The 25180-nt window shown below is 68.7% G+C and carries 26 protein-coding genes; 11 read left to right on the plus strand and 15 right to left on the minus strand.

Annotated features, from left to right (window positions below):
- Positions 1-89: 89 nt before the first annotated feature.
- From MLGJGCBP_RS43600 to MLGJGCBP_RS43610, 3 genes are read right to left on the minus strand one after another with little or no spacing between them, the layout of a single operon-like run.
- The gene (locus MLGJGCBP_RS43600; RefSeq protein ID WP_160103849.1) at positions 90-944 is read right to left on the minus strand and encodes an LLM class F420-dependent oxidoreductase; all 855 of its coding nucleotides are present in this window, start codon (positions 942-944) and stop codon (positions 90-92) included.
- 41 nt (positions 945-985) lie between these two features.
- Positions 986-1462, minus strand: a complete 477-nt coding sequence (locus tag MLGJGCBP_RS43605; RefSeq protein ID WP_236581697.1) for a sensor domain-containing protein — start codon at positions 1460-1462, stop codon at positions 986-988.
- 45 nt (positions 1463-1507) lie between these two features.
- Complete coding sequence (locus MLGJGCBP_RS43610; protein ID WP_087555190.1) at positions 1508-1828, minus strand: GYD domain-containing protein; 321 nt, start codon at positions 1826-1828, stop codon at positions 1508-1510.
- Between the two features lie 84 nt (positions 1829-1912).
- Between MLGJGCBP_RS43610 and MLGJGCBP_RS43615 the strand changes: the two genes are divergently transcribed.
- The gene (locus MLGJGCBP_RS43615) at positions 1913-2728 is read left to right on the plus strand and encodes a DUF72 domain-containing protein (protein ID WP_160103851.1); all 816 of its coding nucleotides are present in this window, start codon (positions 1913-1915) and stop codon (positions 2726-2728) included.
- Between the two features lie 61 nt (positions 2729-2789).
- The gene (locus MLGJGCBP_RS43620) at positions 2790-3263 is read left to right on the plus strand and encodes a hypothetical protein (protein WP_087555192.1); all 474 of its coding nucleotides are present in this window, start codon (positions 2790-2792) and stop codon (positions 3261-3263) included.
- A 4-nt stretch (positions 3264-3267) separates the two neighbouring features.
- Here MLGJGCBP_RS43620 and MLGJGCBP_RS43625 read toward each other — a convergent pair whose 3' ends face one another.
- A complete protein-coding gene (locus tag MLGJGCBP_RS43625; protein WP_087555193.1) occupies positions 3268-3585 on the minus strand; it encodes an ArsR/SmtB family transcription factor in 318 nt (105 codons plus the stop codon).
- A gap of 90 nt (positions 3586-3675) precedes the next feature.
- On the opposite strand from MLGJGCBP_RS43625, the gene MLGJGCBP_RS43630 reads away from it, so the two are divergent.
- Complete coding sequence (locus MLGJGCBP_RS43630) at positions 3676-4731, plus strand: SDR family oxidoreductase (protein WP_442972154.1); 1056 nt, start codon at positions 3676-3678, stop codon at positions 4729-4731.
- 6 nt (positions 4732-4737) lie between these two features.
- Here MLGJGCBP_RS43630 and MLGJGCBP_RS43635 read toward each other — a convergent pair whose 3' ends face one another.
- Positions 4738-5262, minus strand: a complete 525-nt coding sequence (locus tag MLGJGCBP_RS43635; RefSeq protein ID WP_160103855.1) for a MarR family winged helix-turn-helix transcriptional regulator — start codon at positions 5260-5262, stop codon at positions 4738-4740.
- Between the two features lie 66 nt (positions 5263-5328).
- Here MLGJGCBP_RS43635 and MLGJGCBP_RS43640 point away from each other — a divergent pair, with 66 nt between their 5' ends.
- Entirely contained in the window at positions 5329-6741 is a 1413-nt protein-coding gene (locus MLGJGCBP_RS43640) for an FUSC family protein (RefSeq protein WP_160103857.1), read from the plus strand.
- A 6-nt stretch (positions 6742-6747) separates the two neighbouring features.
- Here the strand turns inward: MLGJGCBP_RS43640 and MLGJGCBP_RS43645 are convergent, their stop codons facing one another.
- Together MLGJGCBP_RS43645 and MLGJGCBP_RS43650 are read right to left on the minus strand one after the other, a co-directional pair.
- Positions 6748-7050 carry a hypothetical protein gene (locus MLGJGCBP_RS43645; protein WP_236581698.1) on the minus strand — a complete coding sequence of 101 codons (303 nt, stop codon included), beginning with the start codon at positions 7048-7050 and terminating at the stop codon, positions 6748-6750.
- A gap of 95 nt (positions 7051-7145) precedes the next feature.
- The gene (locus MLGJGCBP_RS43650; RefSeq protein WP_087555197.1) at positions 7146-7745 is read right to left on the minus strand and encodes a TetR/AcrR family transcriptional regulator; all 600 of its coding nucleotides are present in this window, start codon (positions 7743-7745) and stop codon (positions 7146-7148) included.
- Between the two features lie 97 nt (positions 7746-7842).
- Here MLGJGCBP_RS43650 and MLGJGCBP_RS43655 point away from each other — a divergent pair, with 97 nt between their 5' ends.
- The 3 genes from MLGJGCBP_RS43655 (at position 7843) to MLGJGCBP_RS43665 (ending at position 10714) form a co-directional block, all read left to right on the plus strand.
- On the plus strand, positions 7843-8877 hold the full coding sequence (locus MLGJGCBP_RS43655) for an ABC transporter permease (RefSeq protein ID WP_160103859.1): 1035 nt from the start codon (positions 7843-7845) through the stop codon (positions 8875-8877).
- Between the two features lie 20 nt (positions 8878-8897).
- The gene (locus tag MLGJGCBP_RS43660) at positions 8898-9566 is read left to right on the plus strand and encodes a SanA/YdcF family protein (RefSeq protein ID WP_160103861.1); all 669 of its coding nucleotides are present in this window, start codon (positions 8898-8900) and stop codon (positions 9564-9566) included.
- Positions 9567-9634: 68 nt separating this feature from the next.
- Positions 9635-10714: a VIT1/CCC1 transporter family protein gene (locus MLGJGCBP_RS43665; RefSeq protein WP_160103863.1), complete on the plus strand. Its 1080-nt coding sequence runs from the start codon at positions 9635-9637 to the stop codon at positions 10712-10714.
- Here MLGJGCBP_RS43665 and MLGJGCBP_RS43670 read toward each other — a convergent pair.
- Together MLGJGCBP_RS43670 and MLGJGCBP_RS43675 are read right to left on the minus strand one after the other, a co-directional pair.
- Positions 10637-11701: a GAF domain-containing protein gene (locus MLGJGCBP_RS43670; RefSeq protein ID WP_160103865.1), complete on the minus strand. Its 1065-nt coding sequence runs from the start codon at positions 11699-11701 to the stop codon at positions 10637-10639. The two genes, MLGJGCBP_RS43665 and MLGJGCBP_RS43670, sit on opposite strands and share 78 nt — an antisense overlap.
- A gap of 64 nt (positions 11702-11765) precedes the next feature.
- Complete coding sequence (locus MLGJGCBP_RS43675; RefSeq protein WP_087555337.1) at positions 11766-12080, minus strand: ArsR/SmtB family transcription factor; 315 nt, start codon at positions 12078-12080, stop codon at positions 11766-11768.
- 134 nt (positions 12081-12214) lie between these two features.
- Here MLGJGCBP_RS43675 and MLGJGCBP_RS43680 point away from each other — a divergent pair, with 134 nt between their 5' ends.
- Both MLGJGCBP_RS43680 and MLGJGCBP_RS43685 read left to right on the plus strand, forming a co-directional pair.
- Positions 12215-13675, plus strand: a complete 1461-nt coding sequence (locus MLGJGCBP_RS43680; protein ID WP_160103867.1) for an MFS transporter — start codon at positions 12215-12217, stop codon at positions 13673-13675.
- Entirely contained in the window at positions 13672-15189 is a 1518-nt protein-coding gene (locus tag MLGJGCBP_RS43685; protein ID WP_160103869.1) for an FAD-dependent oxidoreductase, read from the plus strand. The genes MLGJGCBP_RS43680 and MLGJGCBP_RS43685 overlap by 4 nt, the downstream gene beginning before the upstream one ends.
- Before the next feature lie 21 nt (positions 15190-15210).
- Here the strand turns inward: MLGJGCBP_RS43685 and MLGJGCBP_RS43690 are convergent, their stop codons facing one another.
- Genes MLGJGCBP_RS43690 through MLGJGCBP_RS43700 form a run of 3 tightly spaced genes read right to left on the minus strand, consistent with a single transcriptional unit; the run spans position 15211 to position 18129 of the window.
- Entirely contained in the window at positions 15211-16443 is a 1233-nt protein-coding gene (locus MLGJGCBP_RS43690) for a cytochrome P450 (protein ID WP_160103871.1), read from the minus strand.
- Between the two features lie 25 nt (positions 16444-16468).
- Positions 16469-17134, minus strand: coding sequence for an HAD family hydrolase (locus MLGJGCBP_RS43695; RefSeq protein ID WP_160103873.1), 666 nt, complete (start codon positions 17132-17134; stop codon positions 16469-16471).
- Positions 17131-18129, minus strand: coding sequence for a ScbA/BarX family gamma-butyrolactone biosynthesis protein (locus MLGJGCBP_RS43700; RefSeq protein WP_160103875.1), 999 nt, complete (start codon positions 18127-18129; stop codon positions 17131-17133). The genes MLGJGCBP_RS43695 and MLGJGCBP_RS43700 overlap by 4 nt, the downstream gene beginning before the upstream one ends.
- Before the next feature lie 482 nt (positions 18130-18611).
- On the opposite strand from MLGJGCBP_RS43700, the gene MLGJGCBP_RS43705 reads away from it, so the two are divergent.
- Positions 18612-20084: a DUF4185 domain-containing protein gene (locus tag MLGJGCBP_RS43705; RefSeq protein ID WP_160103877.1), complete on the plus strand. Its 1473-nt coding sequence runs from the start codon at positions 18612-18614 to the stop codon at positions 20082-20084.
- A gap of 60 nt (positions 20085-20144) precedes the next feature.
- On the opposite strand, the gene MLGJGCBP_RS43710 is transcribed toward MLGJGCBP_RS43705, so the two are convergent.
- From MLGJGCBP_RS43710 to MLGJGCBP_RS43720, 3 genes are all read right to left on the minus strand, one after another.
- Positions 20145-21356: an SfnB family sulfur acquisition oxidoreductase gene (locus MLGJGCBP_RS43710; protein WP_160103879.1), complete on the minus strand. Its 1212-nt coding sequence runs from the start codon at positions 21354-21356 to the stop codon at positions 20145-20147.
- A gap of 79 nt (positions 21357-21435) precedes the next feature.
- Entirely contained in the window at positions 21436-22659 is a 1224-nt protein-coding gene (locus tag MLGJGCBP_RS43715) for an acyl-CoA dehydrogenase family protein (protein WP_160103881.1), read from the minus strand.
- On the minus strand, positions 22656-23921 hold the full coding sequence (locus tag MLGJGCBP_RS43720) for an acyl-CoA dehydrogenase family protein (RefSeq protein ID WP_160103883.1): 1266 nt from the start codon (positions 23919-23921) through the stop codon (positions 22656-22658). Before MLGJGCBP_RS43720 ends, MLGJGCBP_RS43715 begins: the two co-directional genes overlap by 4 nt.
- A 100-nt stretch (positions 23922-24021) precedes the next feature.
- Between MLGJGCBP_RS43720 and sfnG the strand changes: the two genes are divergently transcribed.
- Positions 24022-25137, plus strand: a complete 1116-nt coding sequence (gene sfnG / locus MLGJGCBP_RS43725) for a dimethylsulfone monooxygenase SfnG (RefSeq protein WP_160103943.1) — start codon at positions 24022-24024, stop codon at positions 25135-25137.
- Positions 25138-25180 lie beyond the last annotated feature (43 nt).

A 25180-nucleotide genomic window follows, 5' to 3' on the forward strand; every position in this document is an offset into this window, starting at 1 on the left:
GCCGTTCAGAAGGGGACCATACCCCGACCGTTTCGGCGAACGCCTTTCAGTATGCGGTACCCGCCATCACACTATTTCGTTAGCAGAACTCAGAGTCCCAGCGCGCCCGCGAGTTCCCGCAGGGCGGGGAGGGGATCGTCGCCGGCGGGCAGCACCTGGATCGCGACGTGATCGGCGCCCGCGTCCAGATGTTCGCGGAGGCGGCCCGCGATGTAGGGGGCGTCGCCGTGGGCGGCGAGGGCGTCGATCAGCTCGTCGCTGCCGCCGTTCGCGATCTGCTCGTCGGTGTACCCGAGCCGCTTCAGGTTGTTGACGTAATTGCGCAGGTGCAGGTATGGATTCTCGATCGCTTCACGTCCGACGGGGCGAGCCCGTTCCGGATCGGTGTCCAGCACGACCTTCTGCTCCGGTGCGATCACCGGACCGGGGCCGAGCAGCTCACGCGCTTCCCGGGTGTGCTGCGGAGTGGTCAGGTACGGGTGGGCGCCTGCGGCGCGGGCCGCCGACAGCTCGAGCACCTTCGGGCCGAGCGCGGCGAGGACGCGTCGTCCGGCCGGGACCCCGGCGGCGTCGAGGACGTCGAGGTACTCCACGAGCGCGGCGTACGGCTTGTTGTAGTTGAGGCCGGGTTGTTCGGGATGGCCGACGCCGATGCCGAGGAGGAAGCGCCCCGGATGACGGGCCTCGAGTCGGTGGAAGGAAGAGGCGATGTCGTCGGCGGGTGCGGTCCAGATGTTCACGATGCCGGTCGCGACGGTGATGGTGGACGTCGCGTCGAGCAGGCGTTCGGCGACGTCGAGGTCGGCAGGCGGCGAACCGCCGATCCAGATCGCGCCGTAACCTGCCGATTCGATAGCGGCACCCACCTCGGGTGCCAATCCGCCGGCGTGACGCCAGACGCCGAACTGTCCGAGCTGCGGGGTTTTTCCTGTGGTCTCCGTCATGTGGCGTGCAACCTTCCCTCACCGGCATTCATTCCGGTATCTCAGATCTGATGGAGCCACGACCGGAACAGCAGCGCGCCGGCGACGGCGAGGATCAGCGCGACCGGCACGACCCACACGGGACCACCGTCGCCGAGCAGGCGCCGGGTGCCGGTCTGCAGCACCGCAATGCCCCGCAGAATCCACACGGCGACCGGCACGAGCAGCAGACCGAGCACGAGATGCACCAGCCAGGCGCCGGCGAGCGTCGGACCACCCCAGCTGTACTCGTAGGAGTCGTCGGTGATCAGCCCGTAGAACAGCCCGCGGAACGCGGCGATCACGCTCAGTGCCACAACGAACCATGCGACCGTCCCGACCGGGAGCGACAGCACGGAGTGTGCGACGACGCGCAGGGGTGCGCCCTCAGTGCGAACAGGGCATGGCGAGCGGAGCCGGTGGTGAACGGATTCACCGTGGTCGAGTAGGTCTGGTCGGCAGACATGGCTCGACGGTATCGACCGACTCCGCGGCCGCACATCATCCTGCAGAACGATATTCGCCGCCGCAGGCAGTGGGGTCGATCAGCTGCCGGGCGCCCGGTATTCGGCGTCGCGGCGGACCGCGTCGTCCACCTGCTCCGGTGTCAGCAGCACCACCGATTCCGACCGTGCCGCCCCGGAGGCGGCGGTGCGGATGCCGAGCGCGGCGGCGGCCACGTCGTCGGGCACGTCACCGATCACGAACAGATCCCGGCCACCCAGTGCGAAGTAGCAGGATTCGACTGTGCCCCCGACGCTTTCGACCATCTGGGTGATCGCGTCGCGTCGTGCTGTGCCGCCTTCGCTGAGCAGTCCTTTCGCGCCTTCGGGTGAGTACGTGACCTGCCAGAGGTATCTCGGCATCGGTGCCTCCTCGATTGTGGGGTCTTCTCATGGTTCTCCCTGGGACGGGCCACACGCAATAGGTTCCGGCGCTAGGGTCGGAAGATGGCGCAGGCCCGCGTAGGTATTTCCGGCTGGACGTATCCCGGGTGGCGCGGCGACTTCTACCCGGAAGGACTGGCGCATCGCAGGGAGTTGGCCTACGCCGCGGGGCGTTTGACGTCCATCGAGATCAACGGTTCCTTCTATGCGTTGCAGCGGCCGACGAGCTACGCGAAGTGGCGTGACGAGACACCGGAGGATTTCGTGTTCGCCGTCAAGGGCGGTCGCTACATCACGCACATGAAGAGGCTGGTCGGTGTCGAGGCGGCGCTGGCGAACTTTTTCGCCTCCGGGGTGCTCGCGCTGGGACCCAAGCTCGGACCGCTGCTGTGGCAACTGCCCCCGACGCTCGCGTTCGATTCGACGAGTCTCGCAGCGTTCCTGGACCAGTTGCCGCGGACGACTGCCGAGGCATCGGCGCTCGCAGCGCGGCACGACGACAAGCTCACCGAAGACCGGACGTGGACCGAAACCGACGCCGACCGCCCCGTCCGGCATGCCCTCGAAGTTCGCCACCACAGCTTCGAGGCGGAGGAGGCGAAAGAGTTGCTCCGCGCGCACGACGTCGCGTTCGTCGTCGCCGACACGGCGGGCCGGTATCCGTTCGTGGAGGCGGTCACGAGCGATTTCGTCTACCTGCGGTTGCACGGGGACAAGGAATTGTATGCGAGCGGCTATGACGACGAGGCTCTCGACGAGTGGGCGCGCAAGATCGGGCGGTGGCACGGGCAGGGGCTCGACTGCTTCGCCTACTTCGACAACGACATGAAGGGGTACGCCCCGTTCGACGCGCTGCGGCTGATCGAGCGGCTGCGCTGACTGTCGGTGCCCCATGATTCAGTAGCCTCGGTTCGACGGACACGAGAAGAGGATCTACCGGATGTGGCCCACTCACTGGCCTGCTGTTGCGCGTGACATCGCCGAAGCGCTGGACGTCGCGATCGTCGCGGCACGGGCGTCGGATGCGGCGGCGCTGACCGAGGCGACGGAAGACCTGGCTGCCCTGCCGGCGGAGCAGGTCGGCGCGGTGCTGGCGGGGGTGGTCCGGGAACTCCTCGAGACGCTGCACCCGGACGGACTGACGGGGGAGGACGTGCAGGACGTGCTCACCCGGTGCGCGCGGGCGGCGGCGCTCTGGTTTCCGGCCGTGGACGTCGACTCCCTGGTCGCCGTGCTGACCGGCGCGCTCGGTGTGGCCGACGTCGAGGAGAACCCGCGCAGGCCCGAGCGAGCCGTGGAGGCCGCGATCCTGGTGATCGCCGACCTCCTGAGCGCAGCGGAGGTGCCCGCCGGCGGCTACGTCCGCCGGGCGCTCGACGAGATCGCGCGCGCCGAAACCGTGGAGATGCCCTGATTCGTCAGAGTTCGGTGCGGATGTGGTCGGCGAGCCGACCGATCTGCTCCTCGTTGCGGCGATAGTGGGTCCACTGGCCGATCCGATGGCTGGTGACGAGGCCGGCGCTCTGTAGGGCGGCCATGTACTGCGACGCTGTCGACTGGGAGACCTCGGCCCTCGCCTGAATGTGCTTCAGGCATACGCCGACTTCTTCGGCGGGTTCGAGTTGTGGGGGGAAGCTGTCCGGGTCCTTCAGCCACTGCAGGATGCGCACGCGGGTGGGGTTCGACAGCGCCTTGAAGACGAGGGCGAGGTCGTCGGGGTCCGGAAGTTCGCTCACGGAACCAGCGTACCGCTATATCGCGATTTTCCGATATTTGTGCTTCACTCAACGTATCGTAATTTCGCGATATACCGATAGGAGCGAGTGATGGCGAAGCGCAGAGTGGCAGTGGTCGTCGGTGCGCGTGGTGTGATCGGCGGCAATCTGATCGACCATCTCGAAACGACGGGGGAGTGGGACGTCATCGGACTGTCCCGCCGCGGCGGGACCGACGCCGACCGGGTGCGGCACATTGCGGTCGACCTGCTCGACGCGGGCGACGCCGCCGACAAGCTGGGCGACCTGCGCGAGGTGACGCACATCTTCTACGCCGCCTACCAGGACCGTCCGTCATGGGCGGAACTCGTCGCTCCCAACGTCGCGATGCTCGTCAACACGGTGAACGCGCTCGAACCGGTGGCCGCCGGGCTCGAGCACATCAGCCTGATGCAGGGTTACAAGGTGTACGGGGCCCACCTCGGGCCGTTCAAGACGCCGGCGCGGGAGAGCGACCCGCCGCACATGCCGCCCGAATTCAACGTCGATCAGCAGCAGTTCCTCGAGGACCGTCAGCGCGGCAAGCGCTGGACGTGGTCCGCGATCCGACCCTCGGTCGTGTGCGGATTCGCGCTCGGCAACCCGATGAATCTCGCGCTCGTGATCGCCGTCTACGCCACGATGTCGAAGGAACTCGGAGTGCCGCTGCGCTTTCCGGGCAAGCCCGGCGCCTACACGAGTCTGATCGAGATGACCGATGCGGGACTGTTGGCCGAGGCGACGGTTTGGGCCGCCACCACACCTGTGTGCGCCAACCAGGCGTTCAACATCAACAACGGCGATCTGTTCCGCTGGGACGAGATGCTGCCGAAGATCGCCGACTTCTTCGAACTGGACGTCGCGCCGCCGCTGCCGATGTCGATGGACGTCGTCATGGCCGACAAGGAATCGGTGTGGAACGACCTGGTCGCGAAGCACGTACTGGCGCCGACGCCGTACTCGGACGTCTCGTCGTGGGCGTTCGGCGACTTCGTCTTCGGCTGGGACTACGACGTCATCGCCGACGGGTCGAAGGCGCGCAGATTCGGTTTCCACCGACACGTCGAGACCGAGCAGATGTTCCTCGACATCTTCCGCGACCTGCGGGCGCGGAAGATCATTCCCTGACCCGGACTACGGACGCAGTCCGGATTCGACGTTGGCGGCGATCCGCCGGAGCAGCCCCGCCAGCACCGCGCATTCGTCCTCGTCCAGTCCCTCGAGGAATTGCCGGTCGCGTTCGACGCGCTGCGGGAATTCGGTGTCGACGAGGGCGCGTCCGGCCTCGGTCAGGTGGAGCAGCACGACGCGGCCGTCGCGTTCGAAGGGCAGTCGTTCCACCAGCCCCAGCCGGCCCAGGCGGTCGACGTGCTTGGTGGTGGAGGCGCCGCTGAGCATGGTCACGGCGGTGACCTCGCTGGCCCGCAGGGGCCGGTCGCTGCGGGCGAGCGCGCACAGGACGTCGAACTCGGCGCGTGAGACTCCGCTCGCGTCGAGGGCGCGGTCGAGTTGCTGCAGGGCCTGGGATCCGATCCGGGTGATGCGACCCATCACCTCGATCGGTGACGTGTCCACGTCGGGATGGGTCTCCGCCCATTCGCGTCGTACGCGATCGGTGAAATCCTCATCCGGACGTGGGGCAGGGCTCATGAAAACCATCGTAGCGACCAACTTCACACTATTTCATAACTATTTTACTAGTGAAATATACGGTACGCTGAGGTCATGCAGGCTTCCCCTCGATACGCACCCGACCTCAGCCGGCTCCATCACTCCCGTGAGGCGCTGGCCCACTCGGTGGCGCCGTCGACGTGGCGCCGAGCGTTCGAGGTCCGGACCGCGGACGCCACCGTCGCCCCCGCCCTGCGGGTGGGTGCGGCGACGGCGCTGGTGCTGGTGATCGGCGGCCTGCTCGGGCACGGCAACCTTGCCGGCTTCGCGGCGCTGGGTGCGCTGACCGCCGCGTTCGGCCGATACGAGCCGTACCCGCGGCTCGCCCGCAAGACGGGGCTCGTCGGTGTCGCACTCGTCGTCTTCGTCGCCGGGGGAGCGCTCCTCGGTGCGGCGGGGCTGTCCCTCTGGCTGCAGATCGCGGTCATGGCTGTGGCGTCGGGGATCGCCGCGTGGCTGCTGGCGGCGTTCCGGATCGCCGGTCCCGGCCCCGTCATCCTGATCTTCGCCGCCACCGCGGCGGTCGGGCACTCGACCCGGCTCGCCGATCTCGGACCGGCGGTCGTGGCTGTGGCGATCGGTGTCGCCGTGGGCTGGCTCGCCGCCATGACGCCCTGCCTGTTCGTTCCTCTCGGTCCCGCGCGACTGGCGGTGGCGCGGGCGCTCGCGGCCGTCGCACAGCTGGAACGTGCGCACGACGCCTCCGCGATCGTGGCCGCCCGCAAGGCCATCGACAACGCGCGGGACGTGATCGCGCACAGCGGCCGGGGCAGGGACGGTCACTCCCACCAGTTGTTCGCGCTTCTCGCCGAAGCCGACACCGTGGTCGATCGGTGGGCGCACGAGCGTGACCACGACACCCTGCGGGCGCTCGTCGATCACGAGTCCGAGCTTCGTAAGGTGAAGCGCCGCAGCGATCTTCCGGCTTTCGATGCGGTGGCCGCGGCGTTGCCGGAGCCGGCCGGCTTCCTCACGGAAGGGCTCCGGGGGCTGCGGTCACGTGAGGGGATCGTCAACGCCGCCCGCATTGCCGCCGCCGCAGCTCTGGCCGGATGGATCTGTGTGGCAATGGGATTGGAACATCCGCTGTGGGCGTCGATGGGTGCGATGGCCGCCATGCAGGGGTTCAACTTCAGTCAGACCGTGCAGCGGGGGATTCAACGACTCGTCGGCAACGTGGCGGGCGCCGTCCTCGCCGCCGGGCTGATCGCCGCGGCGATGGGGTACTGGCAGACCGTCGTGGTGATCGTGGTGCTGCAGACCGTGACCGAACTGGTGGTCATCAAGAACTACGCGTTCGCGTCCGTCGCCATCACTCCCATGGCGCTGCTGCTGACGGGTCTCGGGTCGGCGGTGGTGCCGGACATCGCGGTGAGCCGCGTCGTCGACACTCTTGTCGGTGTGGTGGTCGGCGTGATCGTCTCGGCCGTCGCGATCAGCCGGACCGATCGTCATCACGTGGCCTGAGGACGCTCAGATTCCCGTCGCGGAGACGTAACCGGCGAATCCGATCGCGCACGCGCTCGCGCAGAGGACGAGGGTCCCGCATGCAACCGGCCACGCGACCGTGTGCCGCGCGATGCGGGCGATCGTGACCGCGCCGCCCATCACGGTCACCAGTGCCGCGACCGCGAGTGCGACGCACACCGCGATCCACGCGTTCTCGGCGCTGCAGGTCTCGGGTGGGCAGTAGTCCAGGAACAGCAGCCAGAAGAACGCCGCGACCGCGGAGATGCTGGCGACCGCGACCGCGACGACGATCGCTGCCGCAGACACCGCCACGTCCCAGCCGTTGAGTCGCGGCAACTGCTCGTCACCGGCACGTGGATGATTCCATGGTTGTGGCGCAGGCCCCCCTTGCTGCATGTTCGTCACAGTACAGCCGCGTTCGGGGGGATCGGCGGCGGCAGCGGGGACCCGTCCGGGCGTAACCCGGCGAGGAAGACCGTGATCAGCCGCGGAACGAGATTGGCCGTCGTGTCCTCGAACATCAGCACGTGCGGCCGGGTGAGCATCGCGATCCCCATGATGATCTCGAGCGGCACGACGTCCTCGCGGATGAGCCCGAAGTCCTGGAGCCGGTGAATGAGCTCGGTGACCGCCGCCTTCGTCTGCTCCCGCATGTCGCGCACGTCGGGCGGCAGTTCGTCGAGGCTGTTGACAAGCGCGGGCACCAACGCTCCCATCCGCAACTCGACCACGGCGTCGACGAACCGTCGCCATGCCGCCTCGGGTTGGTCGACGCACTCGTCCAGCGCCCGGACTGCGAGTGCGCGGACCTCGGCGAGCGTCGTCCGGGCGACGGCGTGGGCGAGGTCGTCCCGGCTCGGAAAATTCCGGTACAGGGTGGCAATCCCGACCCGGGCGTGCGCGGCGATGGCGTCGAGCGGCGCATCGTGCCCGCGGTCGGCGAACACCGCCCGGGCCGCCTTGATCAGGGTGTTACGGCGTTCCAGCGCGTCGGCTCGCATCGGGGGCACCTCTCTCGTTTGACAACCCAGCATAACCGGAGGAATATTCTCCACAAGTACTGGAGGAATTCCCTCCACTTAATGGAGGAGGAGTCTGATGAGCACTTCGGATACCGGGACACTCGACCCGCGGGTGGAACCCGCCGGGCGGGCGAGCAACGGGCCGTCCGATCCGGTGAAAATGATCGCCGTCGTGCTGGGACTCACCGCCGTGATCGCCGTGATGCTGCTGGCGTTCGCGCTGCCTGCCGTCCACAGCGGCCCACACGACCTGCGGCTTGGCGTCGCCGGGCCCGACGCGGCCGTCACCCAGATCGACGCCGCGCTCGACGCAGGCCGACCGGGGGCCTTCGCCACCGAGCGGTTCGCGGACGCCGAGGCGGTCCGGACGGCGATCGAGCACCGGGAGGTGGTCGGCGGAATCGTCGCGACACCGGAGGGCATGAAGGTCCTGTCCGCCGGCGCCGGCGGGGCGCCCATCGCGCAGACGATGAACGGTCTCGCGGCGGGCATGAGCGCGACTGCGGGACAGCCCGTTCCGGTCGAGGACGTCGTTCCGTTGACGGCCGACGACCCCGCCGGCGCCGGCCTCGGCGGCTTGGCGCTTCCGCTGGTCTTCGGCGGCATGATCCCCGCGATCGTGCTGGTGCGACTGTTCCCGCACAGCGTCAAGAGCCGGGTGACGGGTGCGGTGCTGTTCGCCGTGAGCGCCGGACTCGCATTGACCGCAATTCTGCAGTTCGGTCTCGGAAGCGTCGACGGTGACTACTGGACGACGTCCGGTGCCGTCATCCTCGGAATCGCTGCCATTTCCCTCACCATCCTCGGGCTCGAATCCGTCCTGGGCATCGCGGGGTTCGCGCTCGGAGCGGTGACGATGATGTTCCTCGCCAACCCGCTGTCGGGTCTGGCGAGCTCCCCGGCGTGGCTGCCGTCGGGGTGGGGCGCGTTCGGGCAGCTCCTGCCGCCCGGAGCGGCGGGAACCGTGGTGCGCTCGATGGCGTTCTTCGACGGACACGGCGCCGGCGCTGGCCTGCTCGTGCTGACCTGCTGGATCCTTTTCGGGCTGGGCCTGTGCCTGGTATCCGGACTGCGTGAGCGGCGCGCCCCGGAGGAACCGGCCGTCGCCTGACGCTGTGGTTTGATGGCGGCATGGGGGAACGACGGATCGTCCGCCGGCTGGTCGGCATCGGAGCGGGGCTCGGAGCGCTCGCGGTCCTCGTCGTCGCGGCCACGACGGTGTGGATCTCGCGCGAGGCCGAGGGGCACGTCTACGACGTCGACGACGCACCCGAAGCGCCCGTCGTCATCGTTCTCGGTGCGCAGGTGCGCGACGGCAAACCCCGGGAGTATCTGGCCGGGCGCCTCGACGTCGCAGTCCGCCTCGTGCAGGACGGGCGTGCGCGGGCGGTACTCGTCTCGGGCGACGGCGCAGGCAGATCCGGCGACGAGATCGCGGCGATGACGGAATACCTGGTCGAGAAGGGCATCGACCGCAGCCGGATCGTCGGCGACCGGTACGGGCTCGACACCTACGACACGTGCGCGAGGGCGGTCCAGACGTACGGAGTGACCAAGGCGTTGATCGTCACTCAGGGTTTCCACGTCCCCCGCGCGGTCGCGCTGTGCCGCGGCGCCGGAATCGACGTCGCCGGCGTCAACGCCGGATGCGAATGCCGCCCGATCACGATGGCCAGGAACACCGTGCGCGAATCGCTGGCCCGGCCCAAGGCCGTCCTCGACCTGCTGTCCGGGCGCGATCCGGTGGTGGTCTCCGAACCCGAGGACTCGCTCGGAAAGGCCCTCGCCGCAGGCGACTGACCTCGAACCGCCGCGGTGCGGTAGTCGCGTCGGTAGGCTTCGATCCGTCGACGATCGGGAGGCTCACGATGGTTGCGGGTGCACGACCGGATCCCGGTCCGCGCGAGGTCCGGAAATGGCGTCGTTACCTCGCCGACGAACGCGCCGAGGCCGCCGTCTACCGCGATCTCGCGAAACGTCGCACCGGTGAGGAACGCGAGATTCTGCTGGCGCTCGCCGACGCCGAGGGACGGCACGAGGCGCACTGGCGCGCGCTGCTCGGGGAGCACGTCGGCAAACCCGTTCGCGGTGACGTCCGCACGCGCATCCTCGGTGTGCTGGCCCGGCGGTTCGGATCGGTGTTCGTGCTCGCCCTCGCGCAACGCGCGGAGACCCGGTCGCCGTACCCGACGGACGTCGACGCCACCGTCGCCATGGGCGCGGACGAGCGCATCCACGAAGAAGTGGTGCGGGCGCTGGCGGCGCGTGGGCGAAATCGTCTGTCCGGCACGTTTCGTGCCGCCGTGTTCGGTGCCAACGACGGCCTGGTCAGCAATCTCGCCCTCGTACTCGGCATCAGCGGCAGCGGCGTCGACAATCACATCGTGCTGCTGACCGGGCTCGCCGGTCTGCTCGCCGGCGCGCTGTCGATGGGCGCAGGCGAGTACGTGTCCGTGCGGTCGCAGCGCGAACTGCTCGAGGCGTCGGCGCCGGGGGAGGGTGCCCGCCAGGCGGTGCCGCTCCTCGACGTCGACGCGAACGAACTCGCACTCGTGTACCGGGCGCGAGGCATGCCCGCCGCGGACGCCGAGAAACGCGCGGCCGACGTGTTGAAGAGAGCCGTTCAGCCCGAGCCTGTTTCGGGTTCGGATGCCGTCGACGAGCATGAGGCCATCGGCACCGGGCTCGGTGCGGCGGCGGCGAGCTTCTGCTTCTTCGCGTCCGGTGCGGTGATCCCCGTGCTGCCGTATCTCTTCGGCATGGAAGGGACCGCCGCGCTCGTGGTCGCGGCCGCACTCGTCGGCGTCGCGTTGCTCGGAACCGGCCTGGTGGTGGGGTTGCTGTCGGGTGGACCCCCGGTCAAACGGGCGCTACGCCAGCTGGCAATCGGGTACGGCGCAGCCGCCGCCACCTACCTGCTGGGCATGCTGTTCGGAACCGGCGCCTGAGAACGTCATCATCACCACGGGTGTGGAACCGTAGCCGGGAACGGGAAACGCGCGCACCGTGTGCCGGGCCCACGACCCGTCCGACACGGCGACGCGGGCCTGCCCGGGACGACGGCCGGTGATCCGCTGCCGCACCGCCGCGAGGTCTTCGCCGTGCAGCAATCCGATCTGGCCACCCGCCGCCTCCTTTGACAGTCCCGCCAGCGGCGGCGTGATCCACTTGATGACGTACCCGTGCTGTGAGTCGACCAGTGCCGCATGGACACCCGCGACGGTATGCACGGTCGATGCGACGTCGGAGTCCATCACCCGGATCGCGAGCTCGCCGACATCCGTCTTGCGGGTGACGTCGTGGTCGACGCCCCGCAGCACCACCCCTTCGGGCGTCGCGACGGCTCGGCGCACGAAGCGGACGAGGCGCAGCGCCCCGTCGTCGTGCCGGGCGATCAGTTCCCCGGACAAGAACTCGCCGTCGCGGGCGTTGTCGACGCGTTCCATCAGCACCGCGATGTCGGAGATACGCGGCACCCTCCGGTACAGGTCGGCGAGGCCGAAGTGGTCGTGCTCCGGCCGAGTGTCCGCCACGCCGTACAGATTCCGGAACTCACGCGTCCATCGGGTGCGTCGCGGCCCCGCCGCCACGGACAGATTCCATTCCCACCCCGCCGCCGCGTGCGGCCACGGCACCGGACCGTCCGCGCGACCGGTGTAGATCTGCACCGCCAGGACGTCTCCGCCCGGACCGAGCACCGGTCGTCCCACGACGAGATCGATGTCGCCGACCGTCTCGCCGAGGGTCACCTGCACCGGCTGTCCCGAGGACTTCACCGTGTCGATGGCCCCCGCCACCAGCGTCAGCATCCTGCCGCGGTACACGTTGCCGAGCGGCCGGCACTGCCGCTGCTTGATACCCTCGGCGATCACCGTCGGTGCGTCCCCCAGGATTTCGACCAGGATCCAGCCGTCGCCGCGTTCCCGTTGTTCCACTCGTACCGCCCCCTCGGCGCCCGATCATCGCACGGCGAAGACCCTCGCGCGCGGCGAGAGAACCTCAGGCGGGTGCGGTCGCCACGGCGTCGAGGAGCCCAGGAAAACGGGCGTCGATGTCGGATCTGCGCAACTGCGCCATCCGGGAATTGCCGCGGTCGACCTGCTTGATCAGCCCCGCCTCGCGCAGGACCTTGAAATGGTGGCTGCGGGTCGACTTGGACACGGGCAGCCCGAACGACGTGCAGTGGCGTTCTGCGCCCTCGGCCTCGATCAGGAGTTTCTGCACGACCTCCAGTCGCAGGGGGTCGGCGAGTGCGGCGAGCACGGAGACCAGTTCGATCTCGTCGACTGCGGGATGTCCCTCGGCGTCGGGCACGGCCACCTCCAGGTTCGGGTCTTCGACCACCAGACTGAAGGTTCGCCTTGCATCGAACCTAGCTCTGGTGCATGGTTCGTATTGTATCGAACCTCTGGTGCACGGGGGCAACGCACACTTCAGGAAGGATCGACATGACCTCGGAGCTGACCACGGCGGACGCCACGACACCGACGCCACCACCCGACACGACACCGGCCGACCCTCGACGCGGGAATCTCACCCTCGCTGCGGTCCTCCTGGCCGTGCTCGTCGTCCCGATGTCGATCTCCGGGACCGCGGTGGCGCTGCCCGCGATCTCCTCCGACATCGGCGGCGGCGCATCCGGCCAGCAGTGGGTGGTGAATGCATTCAACCTGGCGTTCGCCTGCTTCACCCTGGTCTGGGGGTCGCTGTCGGACCGCTTCGGCCGGGGACGCCTGTTCGCCGCCGGGGCCGCCACATTCGCGGCCGGGAGCATCGCCAGCGCGCTGGCCCCGAACATCGTGGTCCTCGACGTCGCCCGCGGCGTCGCCGGTCTCGGTGGTGCCGCCATCTTCTCGTGCGGTGCGGCGATCCTGTCGTCCGCGTTCGACGGGCCCGCCCGATTGCGCGCGTTCGCCCTGTTCGGGACGACCGCCGGCATCGGTGTGGCCCTCGGACCGACGCTGTCCGGGCTTCTCGTCGACACTGCAGGCTGGCGGCCCATCTTCGTGATCCAGGCCGCCGTGCTGCTCGTGGTGCTGACGGCGACCCCGGTGATCGGGCTCGCCCGACCGGTCGGTGTCGCGCCCGCGAAATTCGATCTCCTCGGCACCGTCCTCCTGGTGCTGGGTCTGTTCGCCGCCATGGTGGGCATCGTCCAGGGCGGGCCCTGGGGCTGGGGCAGTCCGGCGGTCGTGGCGTCGTTCGTCCTCGCGGTCGCGCTGCTGATCGGGTTCGCCCGCGTCGAATCGCGTCGCCCCGCCCCGCTGCTGGATCTCGAACTGCTCACCCATCCGCGGTTCATGGCCTTGTGCCTCGTCCCGGTGGCAGCGTCGTTCGGCTTCGTCACGCTGCTCACCTACTTCCCGACCTTTCTCCAGTTCGTGGCCGAACAGTCTTCGGCGAAGGCGGGACTCGTGACCGTGCTCCTCACGATTCCGGTCGTGGTGGGTCCGCTCGCGGCGGGCCGCGCCGTCGGCGCCGGGGTGAACCCGCTCGCGGTGATCTGGATCAGCCTGGGAGCGTTGATCGCCGGCGACCTGGGGCTGCTGCTGGCGGGCCCCGACACGGTGGTCGCGGTCATCGCGGTGCCGCTGCTGCTCGCGGGAGCCGGAATGGGACTGTCCGCCGGTCTCGTCGACGGTCAGGCGCTCGCACTCGTCCCCGAGGAGAAGGCGGGTATGGCTGCGGGGGTGGTGAACACGATGCGACTGGGCAGCGAGGCCGTCGCCGTGGCCGTGTACGCGGCGCTGCTCACCGGGCTCGCCACCCGCCGCGGCGAGGAAGGGCTGACCGCGGTCGACGCCTACAACAGCGCGTTCCACACGACGCTGGTCGTGCTGGCCGTCGTCGTCGCCGGGTTGTCGGGTGTCATCGCGGTGCTGCTGCGGCGCGCGGCGAGCGCATCGTGACGGCGGCCGGCGACCTGCGATCGCACTACCAGGTCGTGGTGGTCGGCGGCGGCCCGGTGGGATCGCTGACGGCACTCGAATTGGCGCGCAGCGGAATCGACGTCCTCGTCCTCGAGGCGGAGCCGCACACCACGGACGTGCCGAAAGCGGGAACGATCCACGCCCGAAGCATCCAACTGCTGACGCGCCGCGGGCATTTCGCGGCGCCAGACGTCGACGCCGCCGCCGCGTCGACGACGTTTCACTACGCCGGCGTGTGGGGTCTGGAGATCACGGCACCACCCGGCGAGGGTCCGGCGATCGCCGGTATCGGTCAGAGCGACCTCGAAAGGCTGTTCACCGCAAAGCTGATCGAACTCGGCACGCCGGTGCTGAAGGCCGCGGTCGTCACGGGCGTCGACCAGGACGACGCCGGGGCCACGGTGACGTTCACCCACGAGGGACTCACGCGAACGGCGACGGCCGACTGGGTGGTCGGCGCCGACGGCGCCCGCAGCATCGTGCGACGAAGTGTGTGCTTCACGGCGACCGAGACCGTGCCGACGGCCGCCGCGCTGCTGGGTCTCGCCGTCCTCGACGACCCCGCAGGCGCACCCCGGGGATGGGTGCGCACAGACCGCGGCTGGACCGTCCTCAACGTCAACCCTTCCGGGCTCAGCCGCATCATCACGTTCGACCTCGGAGGCCCGCACGAGGATCACCGCAGGCCCCTCACCGCGGCGGAACTACAGCAGACCGTCGACCGCTTCGCGGGCAGGCCCGTTCCATTCCGGCACGCGCGGTCGCTGTCCCGGTTCAGCGACTACTCGCGGCTGGTCGACGACTACCGGCTCGGCCGGGTACTTCTCGTCGGTGACGCTGCACACGTGCACTTTCCGCTCGGCGGGCAGGGCCTGAATCTCGGTATCGGCGACGCGATCGGCCTCGGGTGGCGCCTCGCCCTCGTCGCCCGGGGGCAGGCGGGACCGTCGGTCCTGGACGCCTACTCCCGGGAGCGGCACACGTGCGCGGCCGCGGTGATCGCCAACGTCGCCGATCAGCGTGAACGCATGCGGATCGGTGCCGACGGCGACCGCCTGCGACACGAACTCGACGTCCTGCTGAGGGACCGCGACCGGAACCGGGCGCTGGGGTCCGCGATCAGTGCGCAGAGCCGGCCGGCGCCCCGCGCCCTCACCCACGCGGGCCCCGGCGACTTCGCGGCGAACACGGTGATCGAGACGGGCACCGGAGTCACCGACCTGATCCGGTTGCACGCCGCGGCGGGAAACCGGGGTCTCCTGCTGTGCGGGAATGCACCCGAATCAGCCCGCGCGCTCGTCGACACCGGCTGGCGCGAGCGGGTGGCGGTGGTCCGGGCACGGAACCTCGAAGCCGACGTCCTCGTCCGGCCCGACGGCGTCGTCGCATGGTCGGGGGTGTGGGGCGACGGCAGCGAACTCCCGGCTCGCCTGGCCGAGACGTTCGGCGGCTCCGCCGCCCGTGCGCGGTTGACGAGTGCAGGGACTCGTTGAGCACGCACGGGCGCGAAGCGCCTACCAGCGGACGGGCAGTGACGTCGGACGCCGCAGGAGTACCCCCGAATCCCACGGAACCGCAGCGGGTTCGGCGGTGAGTTGGAGGGTCGGAAACTCCTGAGCCAGCCGCACCAGGGTCACGGTGATCTCCATCCGGGCCAGGGATGCGCCCATGCAGTGATGCATGCCGTACCCGAACTGCAGGTGGCGTTTCCCGTCCCGGAACGGATCGACGAGTTCCGGTTGCGGGAACGTGCCGGGATCCCGGTTGGCAGCGAACGCGTCGGCGTAAACGAGGGCGCCCTCGGGGATCACGGCGTCCCGCAGGCGCACCTCGCGGGTGGCGATCCGGGGAAACGTCGAGATGGTGCCCAGCGGAAGCACCCTGAGCAACTCCTCGACCAACTGCGGGGCCACCGCCGGTTCCTCCGCCAGCAGAGTCCAGAGCGCGGGGGCCTGCAGCAGCACATACACGGCCTTCGCGAGCACCGACAGCACGTTCTGGTCGGCGCCGAGGACGGAGCCGAGCAGGGTCGCGACGAGTTCGTCGTCGCTCAGCGGCGGTTCCGCCTCGTTGCGTGCAGAGAGGAAGCGGTCGATCAGCCCACCCGGCGCGACCGGCCGTTTCCGCTGCACGAGGTCGGTCACGTAGTGGTAGACGAGCCAGAAGTTCTCGAGCAGGCCGGGGATGTCGGTGTCGTGGGACAACTGCACCACCCGCGAGGATGGGCGGAAGTAGTCGATGTCCGACTCCGGGATCCCGAGGAAGCCGGCATTCACCTCGATCGGCAGGCGGTCGAGGACCGTGGCGAACAGATCGGGGCTGTCCTGGTTGCGCAGCAACGCGATCCGCCGGTCGAGGATGCGATGCACCGATCCCTTCAGCTTCTCGACACCGGCGGGACTGTAGTCGGCGTTGACGAAACTCTTCATCCGCGCGTGATCCGGGGTGTCCAGATTCAGGAGCAGGTCCGGTGGCATCGTCGTGGGCTGAAAGCTCGGCCCGCCTTCGACGTTGGTGTCCTTCCGGCCGAACGTCGGATCAGTGAGTACCTTCAGCACGTCGTCGTACCGGGTGAGGTGCAGGGCGGTGTGCCCGCTCGGCAGGACGATGTCCGGTAGACCGGTGGCGCCTTCCGCGGTCACCGGCGTGTAGGCGACGGGTGGGTCGAGGTTCGGGATGTCGTGGACGGACACCGCGACACCGGTTCGGCGTGCGGGGGGAGCGAGTGTCGAAGCCTGGGTCGTCACGCTCTACTCTTTCTGTTGGTGGGATTCACAGGACTGCGGCGACGCCGGTCAGCCGGGACAGTTCGCTCGACGCCTGGGCGTTGCTGCGGAAATGAATTGCACGCCAACCGCTCTTGCGCGCCGCATGCACGTTCTGCTCCAGGTCGTCGATCAGGATGCACTGGCCGGCGTCGACACCGGCCGTCTTCTCCGCGATCGCGAAGATCTGCGGGTCCGGCTTGCGCGCGCCGACCAGGCAAGAGTCGACGAGCGCATCGAGCGGGCCTGCGGGTTCGATGATCGGCCTCCAGAACCGCTCCCACTCGACCACGTTGTTCGACAGGACGCCCACGCGCAGACCGTGAGCCTTCAGCCCGCGTACCGCGGCGGCCATCGACGTGTTGACGGTGATGCCGTCGAACCACTGTTCGCCGAACGTCTCCAGCCGTGCCGGAGTCAGGTCCAGAGCCGGGTCGGCGACAGCGAGGTGCTCCCTCAGCCGCGCACCCCACTCACGTTCGGTGATCTGGGCCAGTTCGATCGGGGCGAGCGGATGCGCGCCGAGGTCATGGCCGACTGCCTGCATCGCCGCCTGCAGAGCGGCAGGGGAGACGCCCGTCTTCGCCTCGTACGCGGTGAAAAGGTCCGGGAGCGGGGGTGACAGTACGCCACCGAAGTCGAACCACACCATGGTGTCGTCGAGCGTCGTCATCGGACGATCCGTTCGAGGGCGGCAGTCGAGGCGCTCACCCGGTGCAGGGTGACCCGGCCGTGGGCGATCTGCCTGCCCTCCTGCGCCAGAGTGACGGACAGGACGACCTGGCGGGAGCAGATCTCCGCCTCGGCGACGGCCGCGCAATCGGTCGGCAATTCCAGTTCACCGAAACTCTCGAAGACGGTGTCGCACCCGACGAGCACGAGCATCCGCGGTGACAGACCGAACAATTCGTGCGCAGCGACGAGGGCCGTCTGACGCATGGCCTCGAAGATCACCGCACCCGGCACGTGGTCGAGGGGATGGTCGAAGAGGCCCGGGTGGGACTGATCCACCAGAACCTGGCTACGCACGGTCTCGCCGTCGATCTCGACCCGGCTCAGCACCACGTTGTCGAACGAATGTCGAGCCACCTCCCGAGGCTCGACCCGCTCGTGCAACGGATGCGGACGGGCGGGTTCGAGTCGCAGCGGTGCCCGGCCCCGGTGCCGGAGGCGGTCCCACGCGTGGCCGGGCATCCACTGGATGGTCATGCTCATGGTGGCGGCGGCCGCCCTGTCCAGCGCCAGGGTCATCTCGAGCGTGATTCCGACGATGTCGGCGCCCCGCCTCTTCTCCGCGGTGATCGTGGCGTCCAGAACACCGGCGGCGGGTGCGGGGCCCACTCGCACGGCGTCGAGATCGGCGACCTCGAGCGCTCCGGCGTTGAACACGAACTTTGCGTCGAGTGGCGCGTCGACGCCCCGATGTGAGATCAGGATCGACGCCTGCCGGAACGTCTCGAGAAGGAGGAGCGGATCATACTGCCGCGCAACGATATTGTGATCGCTGTAGTAGCTGTGCACCCGCGGAAGCTGCACGCCGAGCAGGAATCGGGGATAGCTCTCGCAAGTGATGTCGGTGAGGAAGACCTCGCAGATCGCGGCGCGGTGCACGTGCGCCCGGGGGATGGACGAAGAATAGGACAGGGTCGGTTCCAGGACGGCGGTCATGTCGATTCCTTTCGTTGACAGCGGAGTTCGCACGGGTCGATACCGCCGGTCGAGGCGGTGATCACTGGGGTGCGGGACCCGTGCAGAACGGGGTGTCGCGCTGGAGCGGAAGAACGCGGGCGGACCCGCAGCGCGGAGGGCGACGAGCACGGGGTCTCGTCGCGGGCCGGGAGTCCCGGTGAATGCGCACGATCAGTGAATACCGGGCGACCCGGAGCGTCAACACATGAAATCGGGTGTTCACCGATCATCCGACGGTGTCCGGCCTGCGAACGCGACGGGCGGAAGTCGTTGACCTGCGATATCAGTGACTCCGAGTACGGTCAACTTCTGCTGCCGCGTGTCTGGAGTCACAGCCTTCGTTCGCGGATCGGGACGCAAATGTTACCGCCAGGTATGGCGTGTGGTGACCGGCGAGCGTAGGAGGGCGATGTTATGTTCCCCTCGCCGGGTGTGGCCGGAGTTGACGGAGGGGTCGGGGAATGTCGAAGAGGTGGATCGCGTCGGTCGCGGCTGTGGCGATCGGTTCGGGCATGATTGCCTACTCCAACCAGAACGCCGCCGGCGCGGAACCCGAGCCGGTATCCAACGGAATCCCCGGCAGCGGACCCTGCGCGAGCGAGGTGTCGAACGAGACGCACTCGCTCATCCCGGACAAGCTCGAGATTCCGATCCCGTACCCGAAGATCACGACGGTGCCCTATCCGGCCCCGGTCACGGATCCCGTCCGCGTCTCGCAGGCGTTGCCCGCCGACACGTGCACCGACCCGTGCCCCGATCTCACCGACGAGACCGACCACGGCCCGGGAAACCTGTCGAGCGAGTTGAACATCCCGGACGTCAGCGTGAAGTTCACGCCCTTCCACTTCGGCATTCCCGTCCCGGGGGCCGACATCCAGCTGCCCCCGCCGCCGCCCCTCGTGCACCCCGCGACCGAGGAAGCGCCGCGCAGCGCGGCCCCGGCGACCCCGAAGATCGGCGACGTGACCCGAGTGGCGAAGGTGACCGGTGCCGGCTCCGTCAGCCGCACCGACAAGCGCTATCAGGTGAACGGCACCGACCTCGGCATCATCTGGGAGAGCGCCCCCGACCAGGTCGCCGTCGCATTCGGTGACACCGTCGGCAAGGGATTCCAGCCGCCCGGCGGTCAGGGTGACGACTGGCGCAGCAACGTCCTCGGTTTCAGCTCCGACCGCAACCTGTCCGACGGCATGAGCCTCGACAGCATGGTCCAGGACAGCCGGTGCCACGCGGCGGAACTGCTCGACAGCCGCAAACTGGACAACATCGAGATCACCACCATCCCCACGTCCGGTTTCGCCGTCGGGAATCGGCAGTACATGAGCTACATGTCGATCCGCACCTGGAACAGCATCCCCGCCACGTGGTGGACGAACTACGGCGGCATCGCCTACTCCGACGACGGCGGATCGACCTGGACCAAGGACCCGTACGCGAAGTGGGACAACATCTTCGGGGTCACCAAGTTCCAGGTCGCGTCGATGGTCCCGGCCGGCGACTTCGTGTACATGTTCGGCACCCCCAACACGAGGCTCGGCGCCATCGGTCTGGCGCGCGTCCCGGCCGCCGACGTGCTCAACACGTCCGCGTACCAGTACTGGCAGAACGGTAACTGGACGCCGGTCGGCGGGTACACGGAGGCGACGCCGATCGTGGACGCCCCCGCCGCCGAACTGTCCGTGCGCTACGAGGAAGCCACGGGCAAGTGGCAGATGGCCTACCTCGACACGTCCAAGGCGGCCATCGTGCTCCGTGAGTCCGACTCGCCGCAGGGCGTCTGGTCCGGCGGGGCGCCGATGGTCAGCGCCGCCGAATACCCGGAACTGTACGGCGGCTTCATCCACCCGTGGTCCAGCGGCGACGAACTGTACTTCACGATGTCGACGTGGTCGGACTACAACGTCTTCCTGATGAAGGCGGACATAGGCGCGTAGCGCCCGTGCGCCTTTTTGGTAGCTGGAGCAACCAGAAAGGCGCACGGGCGGCGAAGCCGCCTACAGCAGGCCGTGCCGGGACGGGACGGTGCCCGACAGCGTCCACCGGCCGATGTGCTGGATCTTCCACCGCGTGGGGTCGTGCAGCGTGTGGGTGCGGGCGTCGCGCCAGTACCGCGACAGGTTGGACGTGTCCGACGCACTGCGGGTGCCGCCCAGTTCGAACAGCACGCTCGACGCCTCGAGTGAGGCGCGTGCGGCGGCGACCTTCGCGGCGGCGGCGTCGATCGAAGCGACCGCGGCGGTCTGCTCGGTCAGAGTGCGCCGCGCCGCGTCGATGCTGCGGGCACCTTCCCGGAGCAGTGCCGCCGCGGACCGGACGCCGACCGCGGCCTCTCCGGCGAGTTGGATCAGCAGGGGATCGTCGACGGCGTCGGTGACGCCCGCCTCGAAATACGGCCTCGCACTGCGGGCGGCGCGCACGCCCTCGTTCAGCGCGGCCGCGGCGATCCCGGCGTCGATGGCGGCGTGCAGGATCTGGGCCTGCGAGCCGTAGGTGGTGGGTGCGTCGAAGATGGGGGAGAACGGCACGACGTGGAACGCGGGCACCCGGACGGCGTCGAGGGTGACGGTTCCGCTCGCGGTGGTCTTCTGCCCCATGCCGTCCCAGTCGTCGACGATCGACAGTCCGGCGGCGGTCCGCGGCAGGTAGGCGACGGCCTTGGCGGGTTTCCCCGCCTGCGTCGTCTGCCCGGGAAGCGTGGCCCGCACCGCGATCCAGTCGGCGAACAGCGCGCCCGTGCTGTAGAACTTGCGACCGTCGACGACGAAGTCCCCGCCCTGCTCGGTGAGTGTCGTGGCGTCGATGTCGATCGTCTTCGTTCCGCGCTCGCTCTGGGCATTGGCGAATTGGCGGCCCGCGAGCACCTCGGAGTAGAAGAACTCCTGCTGCGCCGGGGTGCCCTGATGGCGCAGCACCTCGAGGAACGTGTAGTGGCTGTGCGGGATCTGCGCGATGCTCGGATCGCCCTCGGCGAGAATACGGAACACTTCGGCGAGGGTTTCGGTCCGTGCGTCGATGCCGCCGTGCTCGCGGGGAACGCCGAGCGCGAGCAGTCCGGACGCGGCGAGCGCCCGCACCTGTTCGTACGGTAGTTGCCGCCCGGAATCGCGTGCCGCCGCCTCCTCGGCGAAGTGTGCGGCGAGATCGGCGGCGACGGTGAGGGCTTCGGTTTCGTCGCTGATGCGGTGGGCGTTCTGGACGGCGGTCATGGTTCTCCGTGGGTCGGTGGTGCGGACGCACCGAATCCGGCCGCCCACGACGGGTGGCCGGACTCGGGGTTCGGAATTGTTATGTGTACCAGGTGGGTTCGGGCAGTTCGCCGGTCAGCAGGTGGCCGCCCACCTCGCGCCGCTTGTACGCGACGGGGTCGTGCAGGGTGTGCGTCCGCACATTCCGCCAGAAGATGTCGAGACCCACCGTGTTGGACGTGGCACGCGCACCGGTCAGTTCGAACACCTTGGTACCGATCTCGAGGGCGACGTCGGCGGCGCGGATCTTGGCGGCAGCGATACGGACGGCGAGATCCCCACGCGCCTGTTCGGTGAGGTTCTCCCGCGCGTCGTGCAGCACCGCGTTGGCCTCGCGGTTCACCTGATCGACGAACGCCTCAGCCGCCCACAGCTTCGACTGCAGGTCGCCGTAGCCCTCGCGCAGATACCACTCGTCGGTCGCCAGTTCCTTGTCGTCGCCGCCATACGGCCACGGACGGGTCCGGGTCCGGGTGTATTCGGCCGCGGTGTCCAGTGCGCCGCGGGCGATGCCGACGTAGAAGTTGGCGAACACGATCTCGAGTGCCGGGAAGTTCAGCGTGTTGTAGACGAGCGGCTGGAACTCCTTGTCCACGAACCCGGCCGCCCCCGCCCAGGCCACCTCGACGTCGTTGATCTCGACCGAGCCGGAGTCGGTGAGGCGCTGCCCGAGATTGTCCCAGTCACCGCGGAACACGATGCCGTCCTGCGCCGTCGGCACGATCGCGAACACGTGTGTGGCCGTGCCCTCGATGATGCCCTCGAGCACGGTGAGGTCGGTGGCGCGGCCGCCCGTCGAGAACGACTTCACCCCGTTGTAGACGAGTGTGTCGCCGCGGTCGACGATCGTGAGGTCGGTGTCGCGCGGGTTGACCGCCCCGCCGAACAGGAAGCGGTTGCTCGTGTACAACTCCTCGACCGCGCCGATCTGCGGTTCGGTGCCCACGAGCCGCACGGCCCACGCCCACAGATAGTGGTAGCCGAGCAACTGTCCGATGGAGCCGTCGCCGCGCGCGATCTCGCGGACCACCTGGTAGGCGGTCTCCCACGGCTGCCCGGCGCCACCGAATTCGGCGGGCCCGAGCAGGGTGACGAGCCCGCTGTCCTTCAGGAGCCGGACCTCCTCGAACGGTGCGCCGCCTGCGCGGTCGCGTTCGACGGCGTCGCGAGCGAGGATCGCGCTCACCTCACGCGCACGCGCGATCCAGCCGTCGGCGGTGGCCGGGGCGTCCGACCAGATCTTCTCTTCGGTGATGACGGTCATGCCTTGTCTCCCTCTGCGGTCGGTGCGGTGCCGATGGCCCACACGTAGACGGGTTCCGTTCCGTTGATCTCGTAGTCGCCGACCACCTTGGCCTTGAACACCACGGGGTTGTGGCTGGCGACCGTGCGTGCATTCCGCCAGAAGCGGTCGAGGTCCCAGTCGCGGCCGACCCCGGACGCGCCGAGCGCATCGAAGATTTTGGCGGTGGCGGGGACGACGAGCGCGGTGGCGGAGATCTGGCCCTGCGCCGACGCGATCTCGGCGGCGATGTTGGCGGACTTCTCCTCCTCGCGGCTGCCGGTGAACGCGGCCTCGTACGCCCACTGGGCGGGTTCCGCCGCGTGCAGTGCGATCGCCTCGGCGGCGTGCGCGGCGGCCGACACCTCGCCCACCACCTGCTGGATCTGCGCGTCCTGCGCGTAGGTGGGGGCGTTGCCGTGGCTGAACGTGCGGGTGCGGGCCGCCACCCGGCGGGCGATCGCGTCCGTCGCCGCCCGCGCGATGCCCGCGAGTGTGGCGAGGTGGAACAACTGGTAGAACGCGGTCTGGTACTTGAACCGGGTGGAGAAGTCGAAGATGTTCTCCGGCTGGACGATCGCGTTCTCGTACGTCGACGTGCCCGAACCGGTGGTCTGCTGGCCGAAACCGTTCCAGTCGTCACTGTGCGTGACGGCAGGCTGGCGCGCCTCGACCGCGGCGATCACGAACGCACCGGTATCGGTCCGCTGCGAGTACAGATCGATCCAGTCGGCGAAGATTGAACCGGTGCTGTAGTACTTCGTCCCGTTCGCGAAGAAGTGGGCCTCACCGGGAACGGGTGACACCTTGGTGTTCGCCTCACCGAGCGGGACGTCGCCGATTTCGGTCCACGCGTTGCCGACCAGCTGACCGTCCGCAAATCTCCGAAGCCACGTGTCGCGGCCGGGACCGTCCGCGGCCACCAGCCGGTCCTCGACGAACGCGAAATGGCCGCGCAGCGCCTGGGTGATGTTGGAATCCGCCGCGGACAGTTCGACGAGCAGCCGGAACAGCTGGGGGATGCTCGCGCCCGACCCACCGTGGGATCTCGGCACGCGCACCGCCCCGAAACCGGCCCGCTTCAGGGCGTCGATCTGCTCGTAGGGGAGGACGTGGTCGCGTTCGCGCTCCACCACACCTTCCGCGATGTCCGCGAAGAGGGGACGGAACCTGGCGGCGAGCGTGTCGTAGTCGGTCTCGCTCGCGATGGGTTGTGCAGCTCTTCTTTCCTGTACGGCTGTCATGCCGTCGAACCTCACACGGTCCCGCGAGCCGGGTGAAGGGTTGGACGCGCGCTGATTGGAAGGGTGGGCGTCTGCCGGGCCGGCGGGTTCCATGCTGGGTATGTCAACCGAACACATCGCTGAGCAGATCAAGTTCGCCTACTGGGTGCCCAACGTCAGTGGCGGGCTGGTCACGTCCGACATCGAACAGCGCACCAACTGGGACTACGAGTACAACAAGAAACTCGCCCAGACCGCCGAGAACAACGGGTTCGAGTACGCGCTCAGCCAGGTCCGGTACGAGGCCAGCTACGGGGCCGAGTTCCAGCACGAGTCGACGAGCTTCAGCCTCGCGCTCCTGCTGGCCACCGAGCGGCTGAAGGTGATCGCCGCGGTCCACCCCGGCCTGTGGCAGCCCGCCGTCCTGGCGAAACTGGGGGCCACGGCCGACCATCTGTCCAACGGCCGGTTCGCCGTCAACGTCGTGAGCGGCTGGTTCAAGGACGAATTCACCCACCTCGGGGAGCCGTGGCTCGAGCACGACGAGCGGTACCGGCGCAGCGCCGAATTCCTGCAGGTGCTCCGCAAGATCTGGACCGAGGACGACGTCGATTTCCGCGGCGACTTCTACCGCATCCACGACTTCACCCTGAAGCCGAAACCGCTCAACACCCCCGACCGTCCCAACCCGGAACTGTTCCAGGGCGGCAACTCCGCCGCCGCCCGGCAGAACGCGGGCCGCTACTCCGACTGGTACTTCAGCAACGGCAAGGACTACGACGGCGTCACCGAGCAGATCGACGACGTGCGACGGGTGGCGCGCGAGCACGACCGGGAAGTGAAGTTCGGGCTCAACGGTTTCATCATCGCCCGCGATACCGAGAAGGAAGCCCGCGACACCCTCCGCGAAATCATCGAGAAGGCCAACAAGCCGGCGGTCGAGGGATTCCGGTCCGCCGTCCAGCAGGCGGGGGCGTCCACCGCCGACAAGTCGGGGATGTGGGCGGATTCCACGTTCGAGGATCTCGTCCAGTACAACGACGGATTCCGCACGCAGCTGATCGGAACGCCGGAGCAGGTCGCCGAGCGCATCGTCGAATACCGCCGTCGCGGAGTCGACCTCATCCTGGGCGGCTTCCTGCACTTCCAGGAGGAGATCGAGTACTTCGGGGCCAACGTCCTGCCGCTGGTCCGCGAACTCGAGGCTTCCGAGAGGCTCGCGCCCGTGAGTGGTTGAGGAGTCCAGGGACTCGTTACGCACGCACGGGCGGCGGAGCCGC

The sequence above is a fragment of the Rhodococcus sp. T7 genome (genome assembly GCF_009872365.1).
Taxonomy (GTDB): Bacteria; Actinomycetota; Actinomycetes; order Mycobacteriales; family Mycobacteriaceae; genus Rhodococcus_F.